Genomic DNA, 21502 nt, shown 5'->3' on the forward strand with positions numbered 1-21502 from the left:
GATGTTGCGGCCTAGATGGAGCGGCGCTGGCGGCTCACGTGTTTCAAGCCTTCAATGATCAGTACCACCACCGCCAGCCAGATCGGCCCGTAGGTCAGCCATTGACCGTCCTGCAGGCTGTCGCCCAGCAGCAGGGCGACGGCGACCAGCAGTACCGGTTCGACATAACTGAGCAGGCCAAACAGGCTGAAGGGCAGCAGGCGGCTGGCCAGGATATACGAGAAGCCGGCGGCAGCACTGATGATGCCCATCAGCGGGACCAGCGCATACAGCGCCTGGCGTTGCTCGCCAAGGTCGATATGCGGCCCAGCCAGCACAAACCACAGGGACGCCGGAACCATCAGCAACATGTCCAGCCAGAGGCCACCCAGGTTGTCGATGCCGATCTTTTTGCGCAGCACGAAGTACATCGGGTAACCGATGGCGACCACCAGGGTCGTCCAGGAAAACCCGCCGGTGCGATACAGCTCATTGGCCACGCCGACCACGGCCAGGGCCGTGGCGATTTTTTGCAGGTGCGACAGGTGCTCGCCGTACACAATGCGCCCGGTGAGGATCATCGTCAGGGGTAACAGGAAGTAACCCAGCGATACATCCAGGCCGTGCCCGTTGAGCGGCCCCCACATAAACATCCAAAGCTGCAGACCCACCAGGAAACTGGTGAGCAGTACGCAAGGAATCAGTAGAGGTTTATCGCGTAAGCGCTTGAAAATGATAGGAACCCATTTCCAATCGCCAGAGAGGCAGATAAACAGGGTCATGAAAGGCAGCGAGATCAGTATTCGCCAGCCGAAGATTTCCTGGCCATCGAGGGGCCAGAGAAGGGAAGTGAACCAGTACAGGACGCCAAACAAGCAAGAAGCCAAAATCGATAGAACAATGCCTTTAGACACAACAACCTCAATGGATCTACAACGTTACTCATGTGAGTGGGCACATAGCTTGAGGCTGTTGGAGGCCATTGGCAAACGCCTTTTAAACCAGTTACTTGGGAGTGATTCTTGTTGGTGATGTTTAAGTTTAAAAAACGCAAGCAATTACTGGGCCAAAGTCGTTTAAAACGTGCGTTCGTGTTTTTCAAAAAAACTGATTAACGGTGTGTTTTGCGGCTGATTGTGGGAGCGGGCTTGCTCGCGATCGGAGCGACGGGGTGCATCGGGCAGACCCCATTGCCTGAATCGCGGGCAAGCCCGCTCCCACATGGAAACCGGGTCGCTACACCGATCGGCGCTGACGCACCAGGTGCTTGAACCCCTCATAAATCAGTACCAGCACCGCCAGCCAGATGGGCAGGTAGGTCAGCCATTGCCCCGCGCTGATGCTTTCACCCAGCAGCAGCGCCACCAGTACCAGCAGCACCGGCTCAACGTAACTGAGCAAGCCGAACAGGCTGAAAGCCAACATTCGGCTGGCGAGGATGTAGCTGATCAGTGCCAGGGCACTGATGCCTCCCAGCATCGGGATCAGCGCATACAGCGCCGGGCGATGGCTGGCCACGTCAAAGCCTTGCTCACCGCTTTGCACAAACCACCAGGCCACCGGCATCAGCAGCAACATGTCGACCCACAGGCCGCCGAGGTTGTCGGTGCCTGCGCGTTTGCGCAGCACAAAGTACAAGGGATAGCCGATGGCCACCACCAACGTCGTCCAGGAGAACCCGCCAACCCGGTACACCTCGTTGGCGACCCCGAGCGTGGCCAGTGCCGCAGCGATTTTTTGCAAGTGGGACAGTTGCTCGCCATACACCAGGCGCCCGGTGAGCAGCATGGTCAGCGGCAACAGGAAATACCCCAGGGATACGTCAAGGCTGTGGCCATTGAGTGGCGCCCAGAGGAACAGCCAGAGCTGCACACCCACCAGTGCACTGGATGCCACCAGCACTGCAGCGAACCGGGGTTGCTGGCGCAGCCGCGAGAAAATCGCCGGAATCAATCGCCAATCGCCGGAAAAGCACATGAACAGGGTCATGCAGGGCAGGGTCAGGAGCATCCGCCAGCCGAAGATCTCGGCGCCGCTCAAGGGCCAGAGCAGGGATGTGAAGTAATACATGACACCGAACAGGCTCGATGCCAGAACAGACAGAACAATACCTTTGGACACAACAGCCTCGTTGAAACACGCATTTTGATTATTAGAAGTGCGTAGCTTGAGGCTCGGCGGGCTGTAGGGCAAATCCTTGATTGATTGTGGGCGCCAGAGCATCTGTGGGAGCTGGCTTGCCTGCGATGCAGACGCCGCGGTCTGTCTGTCAGACCACGGTGTTGCCATCGCGGGCAAGCCCGGCTCCCACAGGTTGTGCTTGATTAAGCGTTCTTGATCCCGCGGGTCATGCGCAGTGCCAGCAGGCTGCCACCCACGATCACCGCCGCCAGCAGGTACAGGGCCACATCAGTGGAGCCTGTAGCGTCTTTGACAAAACCCACCAGGTACGGGCTAAGAAAGCCGGCCATCTGCCCCATTGAGTTGATCAGTGCTAGCCCGCCGGCTGCCGCGCCAGCGCTGAGCATCGCTGTGGGCACGGGCCAGAACATCGGCAAACCGGTCAGTGCGCCCATAGTCGCAATGGTCAGGCCGAGAATCGCAATGGCCGGTTGGGTGGCGAAGTTCACCGCAATCACCAGCCCCAGCGCGCCCATCAGCATCGGCACCACCAGGTGCCAGCGGCGTTCCTTGTGCAAGTCGGCCGAGCGCCCGACCAGCAGCATGAATACCGCTGCCAGCAGGTAGGGAATGGCGCTGATCCAGCCAATCACCAGGGTGTCGCTAAAGCCCAGGTTCTTGATGATCGACGGCAGCCAGAAGTTGATCGCATACACGCCACTCTGGATGCAGAAGTAAATCAGGCCAAAGGCCCAGATGGCCGGGTTCTTGAATACCGCCAGCAGGGAATCGGTGGAAGAGGCCGGTTTGCTCGCCGCATCCAGCCGGTGGTCAGCTTCCAGTACCGCCCGCTCGTGGGCGCCCAGCCATTTGGCATTGGCAAAACTGTCACTGAGCAGGTAGATCGCCAGCACGCCCAGCAGTACGGTAGGCACGCCTTGCAGCAGGAACATCCACTGCCAGCCGGCCAGACCGCCCTGGCCGGCAGCGAAATGGCTGAGGATCCAGCCGGAGAACGGCCCGCCAATCAGGCCTGAAACCGGAATGGCGCACATGAACAGGGCCATGATCCGGCCACGGCGAAAGGTCGGGAACCACTGCGACAGATACAGCACCACACCCGGGAAAAACCCCGCCTCGGCGGCGCCGGTCAGCAGGCGCAGCAGGTAGAAGCCGGTGGGGGTGGTGACAAACATCAGGCAGGTCGACAGCGTGCCCCAGGCGATCATCATCAGCGCGATCCAGCGCCGCGGACCGAACCGGGTCAGGGCCAGGTTGCTCGGCACGCCGCACAGCACATAGCCGATAAAGAAGATCCCGGCACCGAGGCCGTAGACGGTTTCGCTGAACTTGAGTGCGTCGAGCATCTGCAGTTTGGCAAAGCCGACGTTTACCCGGTCAAGGTAATTGAACAGATAGCAGATAAAAATAAACGGGATCAAACGCAGGGTGATGCGCTTGTAGATGGCGTTTTTATCGTCATCGCTGATCAGCGATGCGGTGGCGCTCTGTGACATCTTATGTCTCTCTTTATTATGTTTTTTCACGATCCAGGGGTAACGTTGACCGCAGCTTGAGTCTCGGTCACCACAACGCCGCTGTCTTTGTGCTGTCGCACAGCATTTTGCTCCGTCGACTGTGCCCGTGAACAAATGTATCCAAGGATAGTCACCCCATGTTTGAACTGGACCACGATTTGGCGCAGGACATCGTTGACCGCGCCATGGCCATCTTGCCTTACAACGTAAACGTTATGGACAGCCAGGGCTTGATCCTGGGCAGTGGTGAACCTGAGCGTATCAATACCCGGCACGAAGGGGCGCAATTGGTGCTGGCCAATGGACGGGTGGTGGAAATCGACGCGCAAACCGCCAAGTGCCTCAAGGGTGTGCAGCCGGGTATCAATTTACCGTTGCTGCTCGACCAGCGCCTGATCGGGGTGCTGGGCCTGACCGGCGAGCCCGAGCTGCTGCGCACCTATGCCGAACTGGTGCGCATGACTGCTGAAATGCTGGTGGGCCAGCGCTTCCAGCAGGCCGAGCAACAATGGCGACGCCAGCGTTGTGATGATCTGGTGGCGTTGCTGCTTAGCGAGGGCGGTGACTCCCCGCGGCTGATCGATGAAGCGCAGCAATTGGGGCTCAAGCCGCAGTTGTCGCGCATTCCCTATCTGTTTGAATTGGGCCAGGGGCAGAGTGCCGAGGCCCTGAGTGCCTGGCTGCAATCGCGCTACCCCGACAGCTGGTGTGTGTGCCCTGCAACCGGATCCCTGCTGTGGTGTCGGCCTGCAACGGCTGCACTGGATGATCTGCGTTTGCTGGAGAGGCTCGACGGACACGGCTGGAAGGTGTTGCGCATTGCTGCAGGCGGGCAGGCTGATGCCCTAAAGGGCTTGCGCCGCTGTTACCGCCGCGTGGGTGACTTGTTGGCCTATGGCCGTGATGTGCTGCCGCAGACCCGCTTGCTGACCCTCAATCGTTATCGCTTGCCGGTGATGCTGTGGCGCCATCGTAATGACGACGCCCTCGAAGAGCTGCTCGGGCCGCTGCACAAAGTGGTGGCCAAGGATGCTAACGGGCAACTGATCGCCACGCTGCGCAGCTGGTGTGAGCACGACGGCCAGAGCCAGGCCTGCGCCGATGCGCTGGGGATCCATCGCAACAGCCTGCGTTATCGCATGGAGCGTATCGCGGAACTGAGCGGGGTTGATCCGTTGAGCCTCAATGGCATGCTGGCCTTGTATCTGGGGGTGCAGTTGCTGCCCCAGGGTTGAGCGTCTTGTCCAAATGAACAACAAAGCCCGTGATTGCTTGTGCGCCCGACTGGCGTGTTTTCGCCCCGTTGCTGGCAGCATGGAAGGCATAAGAACTGGAGATTCGCCCCATGAAAATCGTGATTGCCCCCGACTCGTTCAAAGACAGCCTGAGCGCCGAAAAAGTCGCCGACGCGATCGCCGCAGGCCTGGCTGATGTCATGCCCCACGCGCAGTTGGTTAAATGCCCGATGGCCGATGGTGGTGAAGGCACGGTGGAAGCGATTGTCGCTGCCGGTAATGGCCAGTTGCGCCGCAATCATGTGCAAGGCCCGCTGGGCGCACCGGTAGAGGCCCATTGGGGCTGGTTGCCGGACAGCCACACGGCCATTATCGAAATGGCTGAAGCCAGTGGCCTGCAGCTGCTCAAACCGGAGCAGCGCAATGCCTGCATCACCAGCACCTTTGGCACCGGCGAACTGATCAAGGCCGCGCTGGATGCCGGCGCTCGCCGGGTGATCCTGGCCATCGGCGGCAGTGCCACCAATGACGCCGGGGCCGGCGCGCTACAGGCCCTGGGCCTGGGGTTGTTCGACGCCCAGGGCAACAGCCTGCCGCGCGGCGGCCTGGCACTGGCCCATGTGGCGCGTATCGAACTGGCGGGCCTGGACCCGCGCCTGGCCGAAGTACGCTTTGAAATTGCCGCCGACGTGAACAACCCGCTGTGCGGCGAACACGGTGCCTCGGCGATTTTCGGCCCGCAAAAGGGCGCATCGGCCGAACAGGTGCGCTTGCTGGATCAGGCGCTTGGGCACTTTGCCGATCACTGCGCAAATGTGCTGCCCAAGGATGTGCGCCACGAGCCGGGCTCGGGCGCTGCCGGAGGTTTGGGTTTTGCTGCCAAGGCGTTTTTTGGCGCGCAGTTCCGCGCTGGGGTTGAAGTAGTGGCCGAGCTTGTGGGGTTGGCAGAAGCGGTGAAGGGCGCTGACCTGGTGATCACCGGGGAGGGCCGTTTTGATGCCCAGACCCTGCGCGGCAAAACCCCCTTTGGCGTGGCGAGCATCGCCCGCGCTGAAGGTGTCCCGGTGGTGGTATTGGCCGGCACGTTGGGCGAGGGTTATCAGGCGTTGTACGAGCACGGGATCAACGCTGCGTTTGCAATTGCCAGCGGCCCGATGACCCTGCAGGATGCCTGCACCCGGGCGGCGCCATTGCTCACCGACCGGGCGCGGGACATTGCCCGGTTGCTGATCCTGGCCCGGGGTTAAATAAACCTCCCCCTGTGGGAGCGGGCTTGCTCGCGAAGGCATCGCTGCGGTTTACCAGACAGACCGCGTCGCGCGCATCGCAGGCAAGCCAGCTCCCACAGTTTCAGCGGCGTACTCAAGGTCTGATGCTGACCTGATTCCCCTGTGGGAGCGGGCTTGCTCGCGAAGGCATCGCTGCGGTTTGCCAGACAGACCGCGTCGCGCGCATCGCAGGCAAGCCAGCTCCCACAGTTTCAGCGGCGTACTCAAGGTCTGATGCTGACCTGATTCCCCTGTGGGAGCGGGCTTGCTCGCGAAGGCATCGCTGCGGTTTACCAGACAGACCGCGTCGCGCGCATCGCAGGCAAGCCAGCTCCCACAGTTTCAGCGGCGTACTCAAGGTCTGATGCTGACCTGATTCCCCTGTGGGAGCGGGCTTGCTCGCGAAGGCATCGCTGCGGTTTACCAGACAGACCGCGTCGCGCGCATCGCAGGCAAGCCAGCTCCCACAGTTTCAGCGGCGTACTCAAGGTCTGATGCTGATCTGATTCCCCTGTGGGAGCGGGCTTGCTCGCGAAGGCATCGCTGCGGTTTGCCAGACAGACCACGTAGCCTGCATCGCAAGCAAGCCAGCTCCCACATTGAGGTCACTTATCACAGAATCGTGTAAGCTTTGCGGCTCTTCGCATTCGACCCTTAGCGAGCCCTATGCCGTCGCTCTTCAAACGCTCCTTGCTGCCTAAACTGCGCAGCTTTCCGTTGTCCGCCGATGCGCTAAGCATCCTGCCCAGCCCTGCGGACTTTCGTCGCTGCCTGCTGGAGCACATTGCAGGTGCACGCCATCGCATCACGCTGGTGGCCTTGTACCTGCAACAGGACGAAGCCGGGCAGGAAATCCTCGATGCCCTGCACGCGGCCAAGGCTGCACGCCCCGAGCTGGAGATTGCAGTGGTGGTTGACTGGCTGCGCGCCCAGCGCGGGCTGATCGGTGCCGGTAAACAGCCCGGCAACGCGGCCTGGTACCAGGCACAGACCGCAGCACACCCGACCCAGGTACCCATTTATGGTGTGCCGGTACAAACCCGGGAACTGTTCGGGGTGTTGCACCTCAAGGGCTTCATTGTCGACGACTGTGTGATCTACAGCGGCGCCAGCCTGAACAACGTGTACCTGCACAAGCTCGACAAGTATCGCTTCGACCGTTACCACCTGCTGCACAACAAGCAGCTGGCCGACACCATGCAGCGTTTTGTCGAGCACGACCTGATCGCCAGCAAGGCCGTGCATCGTCTCGACCTGCCCACATTGCCGACCACCCGCAGCCTGCGCAGCGCCATCGGGGATTTTCGCAGCCACCTGAAAAAAGCCAGCTACGACACCAGCGCCGGAACGGTCGGCCACTTTGGCCTGTCGGTCAGCCCGCTACTGGGGGTAGGCAAGAATAATCAACTGAGCCGGGTGATTTGCGAACTGATTGCCAGCAGCCAGCAACAGCTGACCATCTGCACGCCGTATTTCAACTTGCCCTTGCCGGTTACCCGGGAAATCAATCGCGCCCTGGAGCGTGGGGTGCGCATTGATATCGTGGTCGGTGACAAGACCGCCAACGACTTCTATATCCCGCCGAGCGAGCCGTTCCGGGTTATCGCGGCGTTGCCGTACCTGTATGAAATGAGCTTGCGCCGGTTTGCCAAGAGCCATCAGCGGATGATCGACAATGGCCTGCTTAACCTGCATCTGTGGCGCGAAGGTGACAACACCTACCACCTCAAAGGCATGTGGGTGGATGACCGCTACACCTTGCTGACCGGCAATAACCTCAATCCACGCGCATTCCGTCTGGATCTGGAAAACGGCCTGCTGATCGACGACCCGCGCCGTGAATTGCTGGAACCGCGCCGCAAGGAGCTGGAGGCGATCTTCGCCCACACGCAGCGTATCGACAGCTTCAAGAACCTGGAAACCCTGGTCGATTACCCGCCAGCGGTGGCCAAGTTCCTGCGTCGCGTAAGCCGGGTGCGAATCGAACGCCTGCTTTACCGGATTCTCTAAATATCTGTGGGAGCGGGCTTGCTCGCGATTCAAACGGCGCGGTCTGTAAGGTAAACCGCGTCGATGCCATCGCGAGCAAGCCCGCTCCCACAGTATGCCGAGTCGGGTCAGGGCGTTTGCGGGATATACACCACGCTGCCACCCTCACGCTGGTGCAATAACCGGTCGCCGTTGTCCGGCTGGCTGGTGAGGGTTTGGTGATCCACGCTCAAATAGCCAAGGGGCAGGGGATCGCCACTGCGATATTGGGCAAAGATCAGCGTGCGCTGCGGGTTGAAATGCTGGCCGCTGGTTTTGTCCAGCCAGGCCATCAAGCCGGCACTGTCGCCAGTGCGGGGGTAATCCTGGCTCTGGTCGACATAGAAAAACGGTTCGCCGCCGTTCTGCACATACATCGGCAGCTTGTTGTCCACATCGATCATCACCATGCGCCATTGGTCCCAGGGCGCCTGCTTGCTGGCCTGCGCCTTCACGTCCTGGCCAAACTGCACAACTCCGCCGCCACCGTTGGACCACGGATAGAACACCCCCAGCACCAGCAGCAGTAACGTCGCACTCATGCCGAAACCGATGTTCCAGCGGCGCGGGGAGGTTTTGCCTTGCGCCAGGCGCCGGGTCACCCACCAGGCGGCCAACAACTGCGCAAAAGGCACCAGCGGCAACACGTAATAACTGCGCCGACTGCCGCTGGCGGTAAAGAACACAAACAACAAACCCAGCCCCCATACCAGCCAGCGCGTATTGGGCTCGATATGGCGCCACTGACGCAGGGCAACCCACAGCCCGATCATCCAGAACGGCGCCCAGGGCAAGGTGTACGCCGGCAGGTAAATCAGGTACGTGTAAATCGGCCCCATATGGTCAAAGGGGTTGAAGAAACGCACCACGTTTTCACGCAGCACCAGCCCCAGCCCGCTCTCGCCATAGGTGGGCGCGCCATACAGGCGCGATAGCGCGAAGGGCAGCATGTACACGGCCCCGGCAATGACCAGGGCCAGCAACAGTCGCCCGTTGAGATGGCGTTTCCAGCGTTGTTCGCTCAGCAGATGAGGCAACAGCACCAGCCCTGGCAGGATAAAACCGATCAGGCCCTTGAGCAGCGAAGTCAGGGACAGCAACAGGAAAAATACACAGTAGCGACTCAAACGCGTGTCATCAGGTCCGCGCCAGTACCACCAGACGGCCGCAAGCAGGCCGAACACGGTAAGGATGTCCGCCGTGGCCACCCGTGCCCAGAATACAAAGTAGAAGGTCGTGGCCAGCATCCAGCCAGCGATCAGCCCGGTACCCTTGCGAAACAACTGTTCGCCGATCAGGTACACCAGCCATACGCTCAGCCAGGCGGCAAGCACTGAAGACAGGCGCAGTGACCAATGCCCCAGCCCGCCCATCAGCCCGGCACTGGCCGTGATCAGCCAGTACGAGGGCAGGGGCTTGTCGTAGTAGGGCGAGCCCTTGAGATAAGGGTCCAGGTAATCACCGCTTTGCAGCATCTGCAGGGCGATATTGGCCCAGCGGGTTTCCGGCCCCCACAGCTCCCGTGAACCCAGGCCCAGCAACAAGAGCAGGGCAGACACGGCTAACAACACCAGCAAGGCTTTTTGCTCGCTGTTCCAGCGTTTGATCAGAGTCATTCAGGCTGAACCTTGGGGAAGATAAAAATCGCCAGATCGCCGCGTTCGTAGCGCTTGCCGCCCTGCGGCAGCAACTCGACTTCGTGGGTTTCCAACGCCGAATGAACCCGCATGACCACGCCGACCGAGCCGCGTAAACGTGCCTCCTTCATCCAGCGATCGATGTTATCCATATCAACCTGACGCCCGGCTGAATCGGCATAACCCAAACCATATTTAAGCTCGCCGGTGGTGTTATAGAGCGTAATTTCAGGCCGGCCCAGGCGCCAGGACAGGGCCGATGCCGCACCCAGGTCATTGCTGAGCAGCGTGCCGGCCTGGCTCAGCTCCTGCACATGCTCGGCAATAAACTGATCGGGCATTTTGCTGTTGACGATCACCCCGGGCATCGCGGCGGGCAACAGCGCCACCAGCACTCCCATGCCCACCGCAGGTGCAGCCCACAGCAGCAGCGGGCGCAAAGCTTGCAAGGCATTGCTCAGCAGCCAGCCCAGCAACACGATATAGGCCAGCGACAGGCTGAACACCTCGGTGTTCGCATACACCGCACGACTCAATTGCAGGTAAGCCAGCCCCACCAGCCCGGCCACCGCCAACAGCACATTCAACAGGCCGTTGATACGCAGGATGCGGCCCTTTGCCTGCTCCCTCCACGAAACCACGGCATGGCCCATCAGCAGCGCCAAAGGCAGCAGGCACGGCATGATGTAGGTGGGCAGCTTGCCCTTGCTGAGGCTGAAGATCGCCAGTGGCAGCAGCAGCCACAGCAACAGAAAACCTGTCACCGGTTCGCGCCTTTGCTTGCAGGCATCGATCAGCGTGTTGGGTAGCAGGGCAGCCCAGGGCAAGCTGGCGGCCAGCAGGATCGGCAGGTAGAACCACCAGGGCTGGGTGTGTTGCGCATCGGCCGCGCTAAAACGACGGATATGTTCGTTCCAGAAAAAGAACTGCCAGAAGTCCGGCTCCTGATGATGGATCGCCAGCGCCCACGGCAGGCAGATCGCCACTGCCACAAGGATCGCCAGCGGGCCATAGCTCAGCACCTCCTTGATGCGCCGCTGCCACAAGGCATAGGGCACGGCGATCAATACGGGCAGTAACCAGGCCAGAAACCCCTTGGTCATAAAGCCCATACCGCAGGCCAGTCCCAGTACGGCCCATGCGCACAGGCGCGCACGCCGAGCGCTGCTGTCGAAGGCGAACCACACGGCCACCAGGCTGAGGTTGACCCAAAAAGTGAACTGCGGGTCGAGGTTGGCATACCCGGCTTGCCCGGCCACCAGGCCGAAGCTCATATAGATCAGGGTACTGGCGAAACGCTTGCGCGGGTCGCGCCATAACCGCCCGGCGATCAGCCAGACCAGCCACACGCTCAGCCCGGTACTCAGCGCCGAAGCGATACGCACACCGAACAGGTTGTCACCGAATACGGCTTGCCCGATGGCGATCATCCAGTAACCGGCAATGGGCTTTTCGAAATAGCGCAGGCCCATAAAGTGCGGGGCCACCCAGTTGCCGCTATGGAGCATGTCCTGGCCGATCTGGGCGTAGCGGGTTTCGTCAGGAATCCACAAGCCGTGGATCATCAGGGGCAACAGGTAAAACACCACAAACGCAAGGATCAATCCGGGTATTGCCCAGCGTTCAAGACCTTGAGTGCGGGTAGTGTGAGGTACAACGCCAGCCATGCTTTCCATCTGCGCGCCTGTTATCGACGTAAGTTATGGCCGGCACGTTAATCGGGAGGAGGTGGCAGGGAGGTGAAGCCGATGTGAAAAAAATGCGGGTCAAGCGGGGGTTACCCGATACACGCAACGGCGACTGCCGGCGATCATGTGTTCTGTGCGCTCAACCTGCCCGTAGTCACCGATGGCCGCCTGGAACACTTGTAGCTCTGCCCGGCAAAAACCCTGGCATTGCTGCGCCGCAACACAGATCGGGCAGTGGTTTTCGATGATCAGCCAGTTGTCGCCTTCAGCCTCCATGCTCGCCATATACCCGGCGGTGTCGCGTATGGCCACCAGTAATTGAACCTTTTCTTGCAGAGTTCGCCCTTGCTCACAGGCGGCAACGTATTCGCGGGTATTGGCCAGCTCCATGCTCTCGACCACTTTGTCGATCCCTTCATTGCCGTAGATCAGCTTGATTGAGTCAATCAACTGCGCCGTGAGCTGTGCATGGGTGTTGGGGAATCTGGCTTGAGCGGCATCGGTCAAAACCCATTTTTGCGAAGGGCGCCCGGCCCCAACCGGCGGCATCAGGCAGCCAACGATCATGGCGCCGTCTACCAGCTTCTGGACCTGCTGGCGCGCAGCTTCCGGGGTGATATTGAGCATGGCCCCAAGATCCGCGGTTTTCAGCGGCCCGCGGGTTTTGAGCAGAAACAGGATGCGCTCGGCAGTGGCGCCGGTGTTGCGTGCGGCATCAGGGGAGTCGGTCACGGGCATAGAACAAAGCCACCAGGGTCATAAGGTTTGTGGGCTGGGATCATACCGCCCGGATGATAAATTAATTACCAAAGACTTTCCTTTTATAATAGGCTGATTGCAATAAAATGGCATTCAAGGAAGGCAAATGACAACGGCATCGGGATGGTCTGCATTGCTATGGGGCAGTAACGGGCTGCGCTCAGCGGCACTGGCAGGCGGGGTGGCGCTGCATGCCATCAACGTCTATCTGGTGACAACCATTTTGCCCTCGGTGGTCAAGGATATCGGCGGGCTGGACTATTACGCATGGAACACCACGCTGTTTGTGGTGGCCTCGATCATCGGCTCGGTATTATCGGCCAAATGCCTCTCGGCCCTTGGCCCCAGGCTCGCGTACAGCCTCGCCGGGCTGGTGTTTGCGTTGGGTTGCGGGGTTTGCAGCAGTGCTCCGGACATGGCCGTGCTGGTGTTGGGGCGAACCATACAAGGCTTGGGTGGCGGGCTGTTGTTTGCCCTGCCGTATTCAATGATTCGCCTGGTGTTCGACGAAGGCCTGTGGCCTAGGGCAATGGCCCTGATTTCAGGTATGTGGGGCGCCGCGACCTTGATTGGTCCGGCCGTGGGCGGGGTATTTGCGCAGTACGATGCCTGGCGTGCAGCATTCTGGGCGCTGATCCCGGTGACCCTGCTGTTTATGCTGCTGGCCTGGGCCATGCTGTCCGGCAAAAGCGTCGAGGCCCCCCCTCGTCTGGTCTTGCCCTGGCTGCAACTGGTGCTGTTGACCGGCGTGGTGCTGGCGATTGCCCTGGGCAGCATCACGCCATCGCCGCTGTATAACGCGCTCGGCCTGATGTGCGGGCTGGTGCTGTTGTATGCCGTGTACCGTGTCGAAGGCAGCGACAGGCATCGCATGTTGCCCAAACACAGCTTGACCCCTGGCAGTGCCCTGTTGCCGATCTATCTGTCGATGAGCCTGATGGTCATTGGCATGACCAGCGAAGTGTTTGTGCCGTACTTCTTGCAGGTCCTGCATCTGCAAACGCCGCTGGTGGCGGGCTATATTGCAGCGTTGATGGCGGCGGGCTGGACCTTGGGCGCGCTGTACAGCAGCGGCCTGGCACCGGCATCCGCGAATCGGGCCATCCGTTGCGGCCCGCTCTTTGTGGCGTCGGGGTTGGCACTGGCAGCTCTCAGCGTGCCGCAAATTGGCAGTTCATTGCTCAGCCTGGCCGGTGTATGCCTGGCAATGATGGCCGTCGGTACAGGTATCGGGCTGGCGTGGCCGCATTTGCTCACTCGCGTATTGGCCAATGTGCCAGACAGTGAAAAGGACATTGCCGGTGCGTCCATTACCACCGTGCAACTGATCGCCACGGCGATCGGTGCAGCATTGGCGGGGATGATTGCCAATATGGCCGGTTTAACCACGCCGGGTGGCGTGACAGGGGCCGCCAGGGCTGCCGCCTGGCTCTTTGGCCTGTATGCCGTGTTGTCGGCGTTGCTGTTTATTACGGTACGGCAGGTGATTGCCCATAGCGCAAAGCGCTAAATCCGCCAGAAATCAGACCTGTGTCGATTTGTCGCAGGCCTTGCTGTACCCCGCGGTTTTACGGGCTGGCGACGTGGCCATGCACCATTGAGGGGCATGGCTGCCGTGCGACAGACCTGCGACAGTGGTAAATTCCATGCCCATGCAACACGTCTACCCCACAGCAATCGTGCGCACTGAGCCGGTCACTCCAGGCATCGGGCAGCGTACACACCTGCCTGACAGTGCGCAGGTTAAAGGCCTTGTTCGTTGGAAAAGGCCGCTTAAAGGAACCTGACATGAATGATTTACTGACTCGCCGCCGCGTAGTCACCGGTCTTGGCTTGCTCAGCCTGGGGCTGATCGCAGGTTGCGACCCCGGCAGCGGTTTGTCATACAAATACGGCAAAGACCTCAGCAATGAAATCCTCGGGCGTAAGTTCAAGCTCAGGGATGCGCAAGGCAACGAAATGATGCTGGGCAGCTTTCGCGGGATGATGCCGATGATTTTCTTCGGCTTTACCCAGTGCCCGGCCGTGTGCCCGACAGCGCTGGCCCGTGCCGCCCAGGCGAAGAAAATGATGGGCCCCGACGGTGACCGCCTGCAGGTGGTGTTTATCACCCTGGATCCTGAGCGCGACAAGCCGGCGATGCTTGATGCCTATGTAAAAGCCTTCGACCCGAGTTTTATCGCCTTGTCCGGCACCCTGGAAGAAACCGCGGCTACGGCCAAGGAATTCAAGGTGTTTTACGAGAAAATCCCGACCGGCGATTCGTACACCCTGTCGCACACCGCGACCAGTTTCGTTTTCGATTCCCGTGGTGTATTGCGCCTTGGCCTGTCGCCTTCGCTGTCCGCCAAGCAGTGTGCCGAAGACCTGCTGACAGTGATGTCAGTCTGCTGATCCTGTGCCCTTTGGAATGAGCCAACCCTATGAAACCTGTTAAGTATCTGTTGTTGTCACTGCTGGGCATGAGCCTGCATGTTTCTGCGCAAACCGTAGTGGACGATGCCTGGGTGCGTGCCACCGTGGCCGGCCAGCCTTCGACCGGTGCCTTTATGCACATTACTTCGAGCACCGACAGCAAGCTGGTTGAAGTCCGCTCGCCGGTGGCCAGGACGGTGCAGATCCACGAGTCGAAAATGCAAAACGATGTGATGAGCATGAAGCCGGTGGCAGCGGTAGCGTTGCCTGCAGGCAAGAGCGTGGCCATCGAACCTGAGGGCTACCATGTGATGCTGATTGACCTGGTGAACCAGGTTAAAGCCGGTGATCAAGTGCCCTTGACCCTGATTGTTGAAGACAGCAAAGGGGTCAAGGAGCTGATTGAGGTCAAGGCCGAGGCGCGGGCACTCAACAGCATGCCGATGCACCACGACCATGGTGCGATGCACTGAAACACGGTTAAAAGCCTGTAGCCGCTGCCGAGGGACGAAGGCTGCGACCGGGTGCGTAGCGCCCGTGAACCCTGAGCACTCGGTGTACCGCACTGCCCGATCTTACGGGCGCTGCGCACCCGATCGCAGCCTCGCTTCGCTCCTCAGCGACTACAGTTTTATAGGCCGTTAATCATCAAAACCGCCCCGTCAGCGGGTATTCGACCGCAAGGCGAATCTGGTCCGCATCCAGTTCGGCCTGTGCAGTGTTGCCACGATGCACATTGTGTCGCAATGACATGATGGTGCCCTTGGCCACACCACTCTGCACCACATAGCGCGCTTCCAGATCCCGTTCCCAGTGTTTCCCGCCTTTGCCATAGCCCAGATACGCATAGCCGCCCCGCGGGTCAACGTGCGTACCGTCAATCTGGCTGCCTCGTACATACGCAGCGCTGAACACCAGCCCCGGCATGCCCCAGGGGGTCATCGCCAGGTCGTAGCGCGCTTGCCATGATTGTTCGTTGGGGGCGTTGAAGTCAGACAATTGCACCGCGTTGGTCAGGAAAATCGCGCCCCGCGTCACATAGTCAAATGGCGTGTCGCCATGCACTTTCTGATACCCCAGGCTGAAGCTGTGCGGGCCCTGGGCGTAGGTGCTCAACAAGCTCCAGGTGGTGTTGTCGATAGTGCCCGACAGCGCCTTGCCTTCATCGGTGGTGCGGTACAGGTTGAGGTTCAGCGACAGCGAGCGGTTTTCATCCAGCGCGTGGCTGAAGACGGCGCCCAGGTAATGCTGGTTCCAGGTGTTCTCGTAGCGCGAGGTGTAGAGGCTGGCGCTGAGGTTTTTGCTCGGGGTGTACACCAGCCCGGCCAGGTCGAATGCATCGCCCTTGGGGCCATTGGAATAATTGACCACGAACCCCTGGTCGTGGCTGCTGGCATTGCGGTCGGTGCTTTCGGTGAAATGCCCACCGACCATTTTCAGGGCGTTGAACTCGTTGCTGGTGAGGAACACCCCGGTGGCAGTCTCCGGCAGCAAGCGGCTGTCGGATGAACTGAACACCGGGGTCTTGACCCGTTGTTCGCCCCAGGACAGCACCGTATTGGACATCCGCAGCTTGAGGGCCGCGCCGCCGCGGCCGTAGTTGTCCTTGGGGTAGCCGTCGTTATCCAGGCCCAGCAGGCGAGCCTTGCCGGCGCGACCACCACCGCTGTCCAGCTTGAGGCCTATATAGGCATGGGCATCCACCCCGACACCGATCAGGCCCTGGGTAAAACCGGACTGCAAGGTGCCCATCAGGCCGTAGGCCCATTCTTCGGCATAGCCATTGCGTTCGGCGCGTGGTTTGTATGCATTGCGAGCGCCGCTGTTGCTGGCGCCGTGGCGATACTCACGATTGTCGTAGACCGTACGGTTGACCAGGCTCCAGGTACTGTCTTCGATCAAGCCCTTGGCCTGCTCCTGGGCCGACTCCGCCAACGCCAGGGGGCTGGCGAGGGCGATCAGGATCGCGGAGCGCGTGCTTACGGCACTCATTTCGCCACCTGCTGTTGCAGTGCTGCATTCAAGCGGTCAAGTGCGCGTTTGGGCAGCGTGGCGGGCAGTACCGGGGGCTCGGCAGCAGGCTCGCCCACCTGGATCAGCATGACCATGCCCATGGCCAGGTGCGGAGTACATTGAATGCCGTAGAGGCCGGGCACGCTGAAGGTTTGCTCCACCTCCTGATTGATCTTGCCCTTGAACGGTTGTGCGCCTTCAGGCAGCAGCCCGGGCAGGGTCGCAGCATTGTGGCCGCTTTGCGTGGGGATGAACTTGACCGTGTCACCGGGGGCAATCCGCAGGTAATCCGGTTCATAGACCATTCCCGCATTGGCGCTGCGGGTGAGCATTTTGACTTCGTGGGTTTGTGCCAGTGCCGAGGTGCAGAGCAGGGCAGTGGTCAGTAGCAGTGTCAGGGATGAAATACGCATGTTGGGTTCTCTTAAATAGTGTTCAAACGCGCATGCGCAGGATCTGCGCGCCGTCAAAAGGGTCAGTCAGGTAGTGCGCCTGTACCCCGAATGTGGCCTGCAGCCGTTGCGGGGTCAGGACTTCAAGGGGTTTGCCAAGCGCCATCAGGCGGCCCCGCTCAAGAATTGCCAGGCGATCACAGCTCAAGGCCTGGTTGAGATCGTGCAGGGCAATCAGGGTGGTCACGGGCAGGGCCTGTACGGTTTTTAAAATGCTCAGCTGATGCTGGATGTCCAGGTGATTGGTGGGTTCATCCAGCAACAGTATTTGCGGGCGCTGCGCCAGGGCCCGGGCGATATGCACGCGTTGGCGCTCACCCCCCGACAGCCCGCGCCAGCTGCGGTCGCGCAGGTGAGTGGCATCCACATCGGCCAGTGCCTGCTCGACGATGGCTGTGTCCTTGGCCGACCACGGGCTTAGCGCCGACAGCCAGGGTGTCCGGCCCAGGGCAACAGCATCGAACACGCCAATGGCGTCATGGGTGTCGGCATGCTGTTCGACCACCGCCAGTGTTTGCGCAATAGTGCGCTGGCTTATTTTGCGCAGCGCCTGGTCGTGCAGTAACACCAGGCCCTCGCCGGGCACCCGCAAGTTGGCCAGCAACTTGAGCAATGTGGACTTGCCCGAGCCATTGGGTCCGACAATCCCCAGGGTCTCGCCGCGCTGCACGCTGAGGGTGATGCCTTGCAACAGGTTTGCATCACCCACGCGGTAACCCAGATCGCTACAGCTAAGTACCGTCATCGTGCATGTCTCCTGCCGATCAGGATCAGTGCAAATACCGGCGCGCCCACCAGGGCGGTGACCACGCCGACAGGAATCACCTGGCCTTTTATCAGGGTGCGCGACAGTACATCGGCGGCGATCAGGAACAACGCCCCGCCCAGTGCGCTGGCGGGCAACAGGCGACCATGCCCGGTACCTGCCAGCAAACGCACGGCGTGGGGTATGACCAGCCCGACAAAGCCGATGGAGCCGACAATCGACACCATCACCGCCGTGACCAGCGCCGCACAACTGATCAGCAACAGCTGTACCCGGCGCACCGGGATGCCCAGTGACGCCGCCGAGTCCGCACCAAAGGTGAAGGCATCCAGCGCCCGCCGATGCCACAGGCACACGGCCAGCCCCGCCACGGCCACGGGAACCGCCAGCCACACTGCAGGCCAGCGCACGCCACTGAGGTTGCCGAGCAACCAGAACATGATCCCGCGGGCCTGCTCGGAGCTGGCCGACTTGGTGATCAGGAAGGCCGTGATTGCGTTGAACAACTGCGAGCCAGCGATGCCTGCCAGGATGATCTGGGCACTGGCGCCGGTGGGCCCGCTGGCGCGTGCCAGCAAAATAACCAGGGCGAAGGCGCAAATCGCTCCGGCAAAGGCCCCGGCCGAGAGTGATACCGCCCCCGCGCCCAACCCCAGCACCGCCACCAGCACGGCACCGGTCGAAGCACCGGCGGATATCCCCAACAGGTAAGGGTCGGCCAGCGGGTTGCGCAGCAACGACTGCAACACCACGCCACAGGTGGCCAGCCCCGCACCGCAGGCAGCAGCCACCAGGGCTCGGGTCAGGCGGTAGCTCCAGACAATCCCTTCGTCGATCGGGTCCAGCACATGCCCGGCGGCCCACAGCTTGTTGGCCAGAACCTGCAGCACGACCCCGGGTGCGATCGGAGTTTCACCGATGGCCACTCCGGCGAGCACTGCCAGTAACAGTGCAACACAGGCTGCCAAGGCCAGTAGCGAGCGTGCAGTCATTTAGGCAGGTCGTGTTGGCGGATGGCAGTGGCGAGTGTTTCGATCCCGTCGAACAGACGCAGGCTGGCCTGCATCGCATGGGCATCGAGGACGATGATGCGGTTGTTTTTTACGGCATCCATAGTGCGGGTTACCGGGTCGGTGCGCAGGAATTCGAGTTTTTTCTCGACGTCATCCGCCGGGAAACGTCGGCGGTCCATACGCGCGATCACCAGAAACGTCGGGTTGGCCTTGGCCAGGGTTTCCCAGCCAACAGTTGGCCATTCCTCATCGGACTCCACGACATTACGTACACCAAGGGTGTTGAGCATAAAGTCGGGGATGCCTTTGCGCCCGGCAACATAGGGGTCGATATCCATGTCCGCACTGGAGAACCAGAACAATGCGCTGGTGGAACTCAGGTCCTTGCCCTTGAGTGAGGCGATGGATTTTTCCAGGCTGGCCTTGAGCTGATTGTTGAGTTGTTCGCCGCGCTGCTGCACATCGAAGATCTCGGCCAGCTGGCTGATGCTCTTGTAGACGCTGTCTATGCTGAACGGCTGCAGGCGTGTGCCGTCGGCCCCGACCAGGTTGTCCTTGCCTTCGCAATCCGAAGGCATCAGGTAGGTGGGGATGTTCAGTTCGTGAAACTGCTCACGGGTACCCACAACCCCCTGCGGCCCCACCATCCACTCCAGTTGCACGGCCACCAGCTCCGGGCGCTTGGCAATGACGGCTTCAAAGCTCGGGTCGTTGTCGGCCAGGCGTTCAACCTTGTCGTTCTGTGCCTGGTATTGCACGGGGACATCGTTGAACCACAGCGAAGTGCCCACCAGCCTGTCGCCCAGCCCCAGGGCATAGAACATTTCGGTGCCGGCCTGGCCGATGGTTACCGCGCTTTTCGGGGCATGTTGAAATGTCAGCGGGCTGGCGCAGTTCTGCAGGGTCAGGGGGTAGTGTGTGGGGGCGGCATGGGCCAGTGCCGGCAACGCCAGGGTGGTGATGAGGGTAACAACACGGTGCAACAGCATGGTGCAATCTCCATTTGATCGTACACGGGGCACAGGTGCACGGTCGGGAATGCATCATCGGGTACTGCTGCAGCAACAGTACTAAGCAGGATGCCTCCCCGGACACCCCGCCGGTTAGTTTTTGGACTTTGCCGGCAGGTCTCCTGACTGATGGGTCATCGCCTGCACCAGCCTTCCCGGGGGGCTCCCAGTGGCAATTTTGGTGCAGGCTCGTCATCTACAGTTGCGGGGGCAGTTCCGTTGGGTGCTGTAACAGCACTGCGGATTCCCTTTTAACCCCCCGCGTGGGGGGACCGGCGGCGGGATGATAATCGATCTTGTTTGCTAATGGGGCCGCCGTCAGAATCAGAAATACTTAAGCCAGGTGATATCCCGGCGTCGGGCTTTCAGGTTGGCGAACCAGCGAACCGGCAAGTACAGCGAAATGGCCAGCAGCACTGCCGTTAGCCACACCGCACCGATGCTGTCGAAGCCGAAATAGGTGGTCTGATTCAGGCCAAACAGGGCGACGCAGGCCAGGTACAGTACTTTGAGTGCATACAGATGCAACAAATAGAAAAACATCGGCGCCGCGCCAAATACGGCGAGTGTGCTGATCCACTTGCGTTGTTGTACCCGCTCAAAAGCCAGTAGCAGCAACAGGCCCACGCCCAGGGTCAGGGTCAGAAACAGCAGGGAAGGCGGGTACTTGGTGATATTGAAAAAGCTCATCAAGGTTTGTGTGGTATCGGCATGGCTGGCCCAGGGCGCCTCGCCGTAACCGTTGAGCAAACGCAGCGCAACAAAGCCGAGCAGGGCACCGCTGCCTGCCAGCAATAAATAACGCTGGCGCAAGGCCGCCGGAGCGGAGCGGGCAAACCAGGGCCCCAGGCAATAGCCCAGTGCGATAACGCCGATCCACGGCAACACCGGGTAGGAGGTGCGCATGCGCAAGCTGTCACCCACTTCAATCCAGCCGCGATCATGCAAAATCGCCCAGGGCACATGCATCACTGACCCCCGGGCAAAATGCAGGGTGTCGAGCAGGTTGTGCCCGGCGATGATCACCAGGCCGAGTACCAGCAGTACCGGGCGCGGCAGCCACACCAGGGCAGCAAGGGCGATCATGCTGACGCCAATGGCCCAGATCACCTGCATGTAGATCACCGACGGCGGCAACTGGAAAGTCCAGGCAAAGTTGACCAGGGTGAATTCCAGCACCACCAGAAACAGCCCGCGCTTGAACAGGAACGCCGAGACATCGCGTTTGCCCTGATACTTTTCGCCATACAGATAAGCCGACAGGCCAGTGAGCAATACAAACACCGGCGCGCACAGGTGGGCCAAGGTACGGCTGAAAAACAGGGCAGGGTCGGTGATCTCGATATTCATCGGGTCAGCCACCTGGCGGTGCAGGAAAAACGTTTCGCGCACGTGGTCCAGCAGCATAAACAGGATAACCAGCCCGCGCAGGGCATCGATGGACAGCAGGCGCTGGTGTGAGGGAGGGGCAGTGGCAGTCATTGAGGGATCGCTGGCAAGGGAATGTTATATAGTATTGATACTGTATAACATTCCTCTTTGCCCTGTCATCCCTTCGAGAAACATTCGCAAATGTCGGC

Annotated in this window: 18 protein-coding genes and 1 riboswitch; of the genes, 6 read left to right on the forward strand and 12 right to left on the reverse strand. The window is 60.6% G+C overall.

All coding sequences use genetic code 11. The features are described 5' to 3' along the window. Positions 1–11: 11 nt before the first annotated feature. From rarD (BLU25_RS03035) to BLU25_RS03045, 3 genes are all read right to left on the reverse strand, one after another. A complete protein-coding gene (rarD, locus tag BLU25_RS03035) occupies positions 12–893 on the reverse strand; it encodes an EamA family transporter RarD (RefSeq protein WP_029611407.1) in 882 nt (293 codons plus the stop codon). 322 nt (positions 894–1215) lie between these two features. Then, entirely contained in the window at positions 1216–2100 is an 885-nt protein-coding gene (gene rarD / locus BLU25_RS03040) for an EamA family transporter RarD (protein WP_016780905.1), read from the reverse strand. A 203-nt stretch (positions 2101–2303) separates the two neighbouring features. Further along, positions 2304–3617: an MFS transporter gene (locus BLU25_RS03045; protein WP_016780906.1), complete on the reverse strand. Its 1314-nt coding sequence runs from the start codon at positions 3615–3617 to the stop codon at positions 2304–2306. A 158-nt stretch (positions 3618–3775) separates the two neighbouring features. Between BLU25_RS03045 and BLU25_RS03050 the strand changes: the two genes are divergently transcribed. From BLU25_RS03050 to pssA, 3 genes are all read left to right on the forward strand, one after another. Further along, positions 3776–4873, forward strand: coding sequence for a sugar diacid recognition domain-containing protein (locus tag BLU25_RS03050; RefSeq protein ID WP_016780907.1), 1098 nt, complete (start codon positions 3776–3778; stop codon positions 4871–4873). A 110-nt stretch (positions 4874–4983) separates the two neighbouring features. Next, positions 4984–6120, forward strand: a complete 1137-nt coding sequence (locus tag BLU25_RS03055) for a glycerate kinase (protein WP_016780908.1) — start codon at positions 4984–4986, stop codon at positions 6118–6120. Between the two features lie 687 nt (positions 6121–6807). Beyond that, positions 6808–8151 (forward strand): CDP-diacylglycerol--serine O-phosphatidyltransferase, encoded by a 1344-nt coding sequence (gene pssA, locus BLU25_RS03060; RefSeq protein WP_016780909.1) that lies wholly within the window; start codon positions 6808–6810, stop codon positions 8149–8151. 107 nt (positions 8152–8258) lie between these two features. Here the strand turns inward: pssA and BLU25_RS03065 are convergent, their stop codons facing one another. From BLU25_RS03065 to BLU25_RS03075, 3 genes are all read right to left on the reverse strand, one after another. Then, positions 8259–9785 (reverse strand): ArnT family glycosyltransferase, encoded by a 1527-nt coding sequence (locus BLU25_RS03065; protein ID WP_083369517.1) that lies wholly within the window; start codon positions 9783–9785, stop codon positions 8259–8261. Next, positions 9782–11482 (reverse strand): lipid IV(A) 4-amino-4-deoxy-L-arabinosyltransferase, encoded by a 1701-nt coding sequence (arnT, locus tag BLU25_RS03070; protein WP_086797119.1) that lies wholly within the window; start codon positions 11480–11482, stop codon positions 9782–9784. Before arnT ends, BLU25_RS03065 begins: the two co-directional genes overlap by 4 nt. Before the next feature lie 90 nt (positions 11483–11572). After that, positions 11573–12232 (reverse strand): helix-turn-helix transcriptional regulator, encoded by a 660-nt coding sequence (locus BLU25_RS03075; protein ID WP_016780911.1) that lies wholly within the window; start codon positions 12230–12232, stop codon positions 11573–11575. Positions 12233–12359: 127 nt separating this feature from the next. Here BLU25_RS03075 and BLU25_RS03080 point away from each other — a divergent pair, with 127 nt between their 5' ends. From BLU25_RS03080 to BLU25_RS03090, 3 genes are all read left to right on the forward strand, one after another. Further along, positions 12360–13763 (forward strand): MFS transporter, encoded by a 1404-nt coding sequence (locus BLU25_RS03080; RefSeq protein WP_029611409.1) that lies wholly within the window; start codon positions 12360–12362, stop codon positions 13761–13763. A gap of 278 nt (positions 13764–14041) precedes the next feature. Continuing rightward, on the forward strand, positions 14042–14647 hold the full coding sequence (locus BLU25_RS03085) for an SCO family protein (RefSeq protein ID WP_016780913.1): 606 nt from the start codon (positions 14042–14044) through the stop codon (positions 14645–14647). A 29-nt stretch (positions 14648–14676) separates the two neighbouring features. Beyond that, complete coding sequence (locus BLU25_RS03090) at positions 14677–15141, forward strand: copper chaperone PCu(A)C (protein ID WP_016780914.1); 465 nt, start codon at positions 14677–14679, stop codon at positions 15139–15141. A 175-nt stretch (positions 15142–15316) separates the two neighbouring features. Here BLU25_RS03090 and BLU25_RS03095 read toward each other — a convergent pair whose 3' ends face one another. The 6 genes from BLU25_RS03095 to BLU25_RS03120 all read right to left on the reverse strand — a co-directional run bounded on the left by BLU25_RS03095 (position 15317) and on the right by BLU25_RS03120 (position 21404). After that, complete coding sequence (locus tag BLU25_RS03095; protein WP_016780915.1) at positions 15317–16660, reverse strand: OprD family porin; 1344 nt, start codon at positions 16658–16660, stop codon at positions 15317–15319. Next, entirely contained in the window at positions 16657–17094 is a 438-nt protein-coding gene (locus BLU25_RS03100) for a pseudoazurin (protein WP_016780916.1), read from the reverse strand. The genes BLU25_RS03095 and BLU25_RS03100 overlap by 4 nt, the downstream gene beginning before the upstream one ends. 22 nt (positions 17095–17116) lie before the next feature. Further along, complete coding sequence (locus BLU25_RS03105) at positions 17117–17878, reverse strand: ABC transporter ATP-binding protein (RefSeq protein WP_016780917.1); 762 nt, start codon at positions 17876–17878, stop codon at positions 17117–17119. Next, entirely contained in the window at positions 17875–18891 is a 1017-nt protein-coding gene (locus tag BLU25_RS03110; protein ID WP_016780918.1) for a FecCD family ABC transporter permease, read from the reverse strand. The genes BLU25_RS03105 and BLU25_RS03110 overlap by 4 nt, the downstream gene beginning before the upstream one ends. Then, a complete protein-coding gene (locus tag BLU25_RS03115; RefSeq protein ID WP_016780919.1) occupies positions 18888–19901 on the reverse strand; it encodes an ABC transporter substrate-binding protein in 1014 nt (337 codons plus the stop codon). Before BLU25_RS03115 ends, BLU25_RS03110 begins: the two co-directional genes overlap by 4 nt. A gap of 116 nt (positions 19902–20017) precedes the next feature. After that, positions 20018–20214, reverse strand: a riboswitch (cobalamin riboswitch). Between the two features lie 32 nt (positions 20215–20246). Continuing rightward, positions 20247–21404 carry a DUF1624 domain-containing protein gene (locus BLU25_RS03120; RefSeq protein WP_016780920.1) on the reverse strand — a complete coding sequence of 386 codons (1158 nt, stop codon included), beginning with the start codon at positions 21402–21404 and terminating at the stop codon, positions 20247–20249. Positions 21405–21502 lie beyond the last annotated feature (98 nt).

The organism is Pseudomonas fragi, assembly GCF_900105835.1.
Classification (GTDB): Bacteria; Pseudomonadota; Gammaproteobacteria; order Pseudomonadales; family Pseudomonadaceae; genus Aquipseudomonas; species Aquipseudomonas fragi.

Excerpts from the sequence above, each read along its gene's own strand:
- BLU25_RS03055 (WP_016780908.1), top strand. The coding sequence starts at position 4,984 with ATGAAAATCGTGATTGCCCCCGACTCGTTCAAAGACAGCCTGAGCGCC.
- BLU25_RS03085 (WP_016780913.1), top strand. The coding sequence starts at position 14,042 with ATGAATGATTTACTGACTCGCCGCCGCGTAGTCACCGGTCTTGGCTTG.
- BLU25_RS03080 (WP_029611409.1), top strand. The coding sequence starts at position 12,360 with ATGACAACGGCATCGGGATGGTCTGCATTGCTATGGGGCAGTAACGGG.
- BLU25_RS03120 (WP_016780920.1), bottom strand. The coding sequence starts at position 21,404 with ATGACTGCCACTGCCCCTCCCTCACACCAGCGCCTGCTGTCCATCGAT.
- BLU25_RS03110 (WP_016780918.1), bottom strand. The coding sequence starts at position 18,891 with ATGACTGCACGCTCGCTACTGGCCTTGGCAGCCTGTGTTGCACTGTTA.
- BLU25_RS03045 (WP_016780906.1), bottom strand. The coding sequence starts at position 3,617 with ATGTCACAGAGCGCCACCGCATCGCTGATCAGCGATGACGATAAAAAC.
- BLU25_RS03115 (WP_016780919.1), bottom strand. The coding sequence starts at position 19,901 with ATGCTGTTGCACCGTGTTGTTACCCTCATCACCACCCTGGCGTTGCCG.
- BLU25_RS03090 (WP_016780914.1), top strand. The coding sequence starts at position 14,677 with ATGAAACCTGTTAAGTATCTGTTGTTGTCACTGCTGGGCATGAGCCTG.
- BLU25_RS03075 (WP_016780911.1), bottom strand. The coding sequence starts at position 12,232 with ATGCCCGTGACCGACTCCCCTGATGCCGCACGCAACACCGGCGCCACT.
- BLU25_RS03065 (WP_083369517.1), bottom strand. The coding sequence starts at position 9,785 with ATGACTCTGATCAAACGCTGGAACAGCGAGCAAAAAGCCTTGCTGGTG.
- BLU25_RS03050 (WP_016780907.1), top strand. The coding sequence starts at position 3,776 with ATGTTTGAACTGGACCACGATTTGGCGCAGGACATCGTTGACCGCGCC.
- pssA (WP_016780909.1), top strand. The coding sequence starts at position 6,808 with ATGCCGTCGCTCTTCAAACGCTCCTTGCTGCCTAAACTGCGCAGCTTT.
- BLU25_RS03105 (WP_016780917.1), bottom strand. The coding sequence starts at position 17,878 with ATGACGGTACTTAGCTGTAGCGATCTGGGTTACCGCGTGGGTGATGCA.
- BLU25_RS03100 (WP_016780916.1), bottom strand. The coding sequence starts at position 17,094 with ATGCGTATTTCATCCCTGACACTGCTACTGACCACTGCCCTGCTCTGC.
- BLU25_RS03095 (WP_016780915.1), bottom strand. The coding sequence starts at position 16,660 with ATGAGTGCCGTAAGCACGCGCTCCGCGATCCTGATCGCCCTCGCCAGC.
- arnT (WP_086797119.1), bottom strand. The coding sequence starts at position 11,482 with ATGGAAAGCATGGCTGGCGTTGTACCTCACACTACCCGCACTCAAGGT.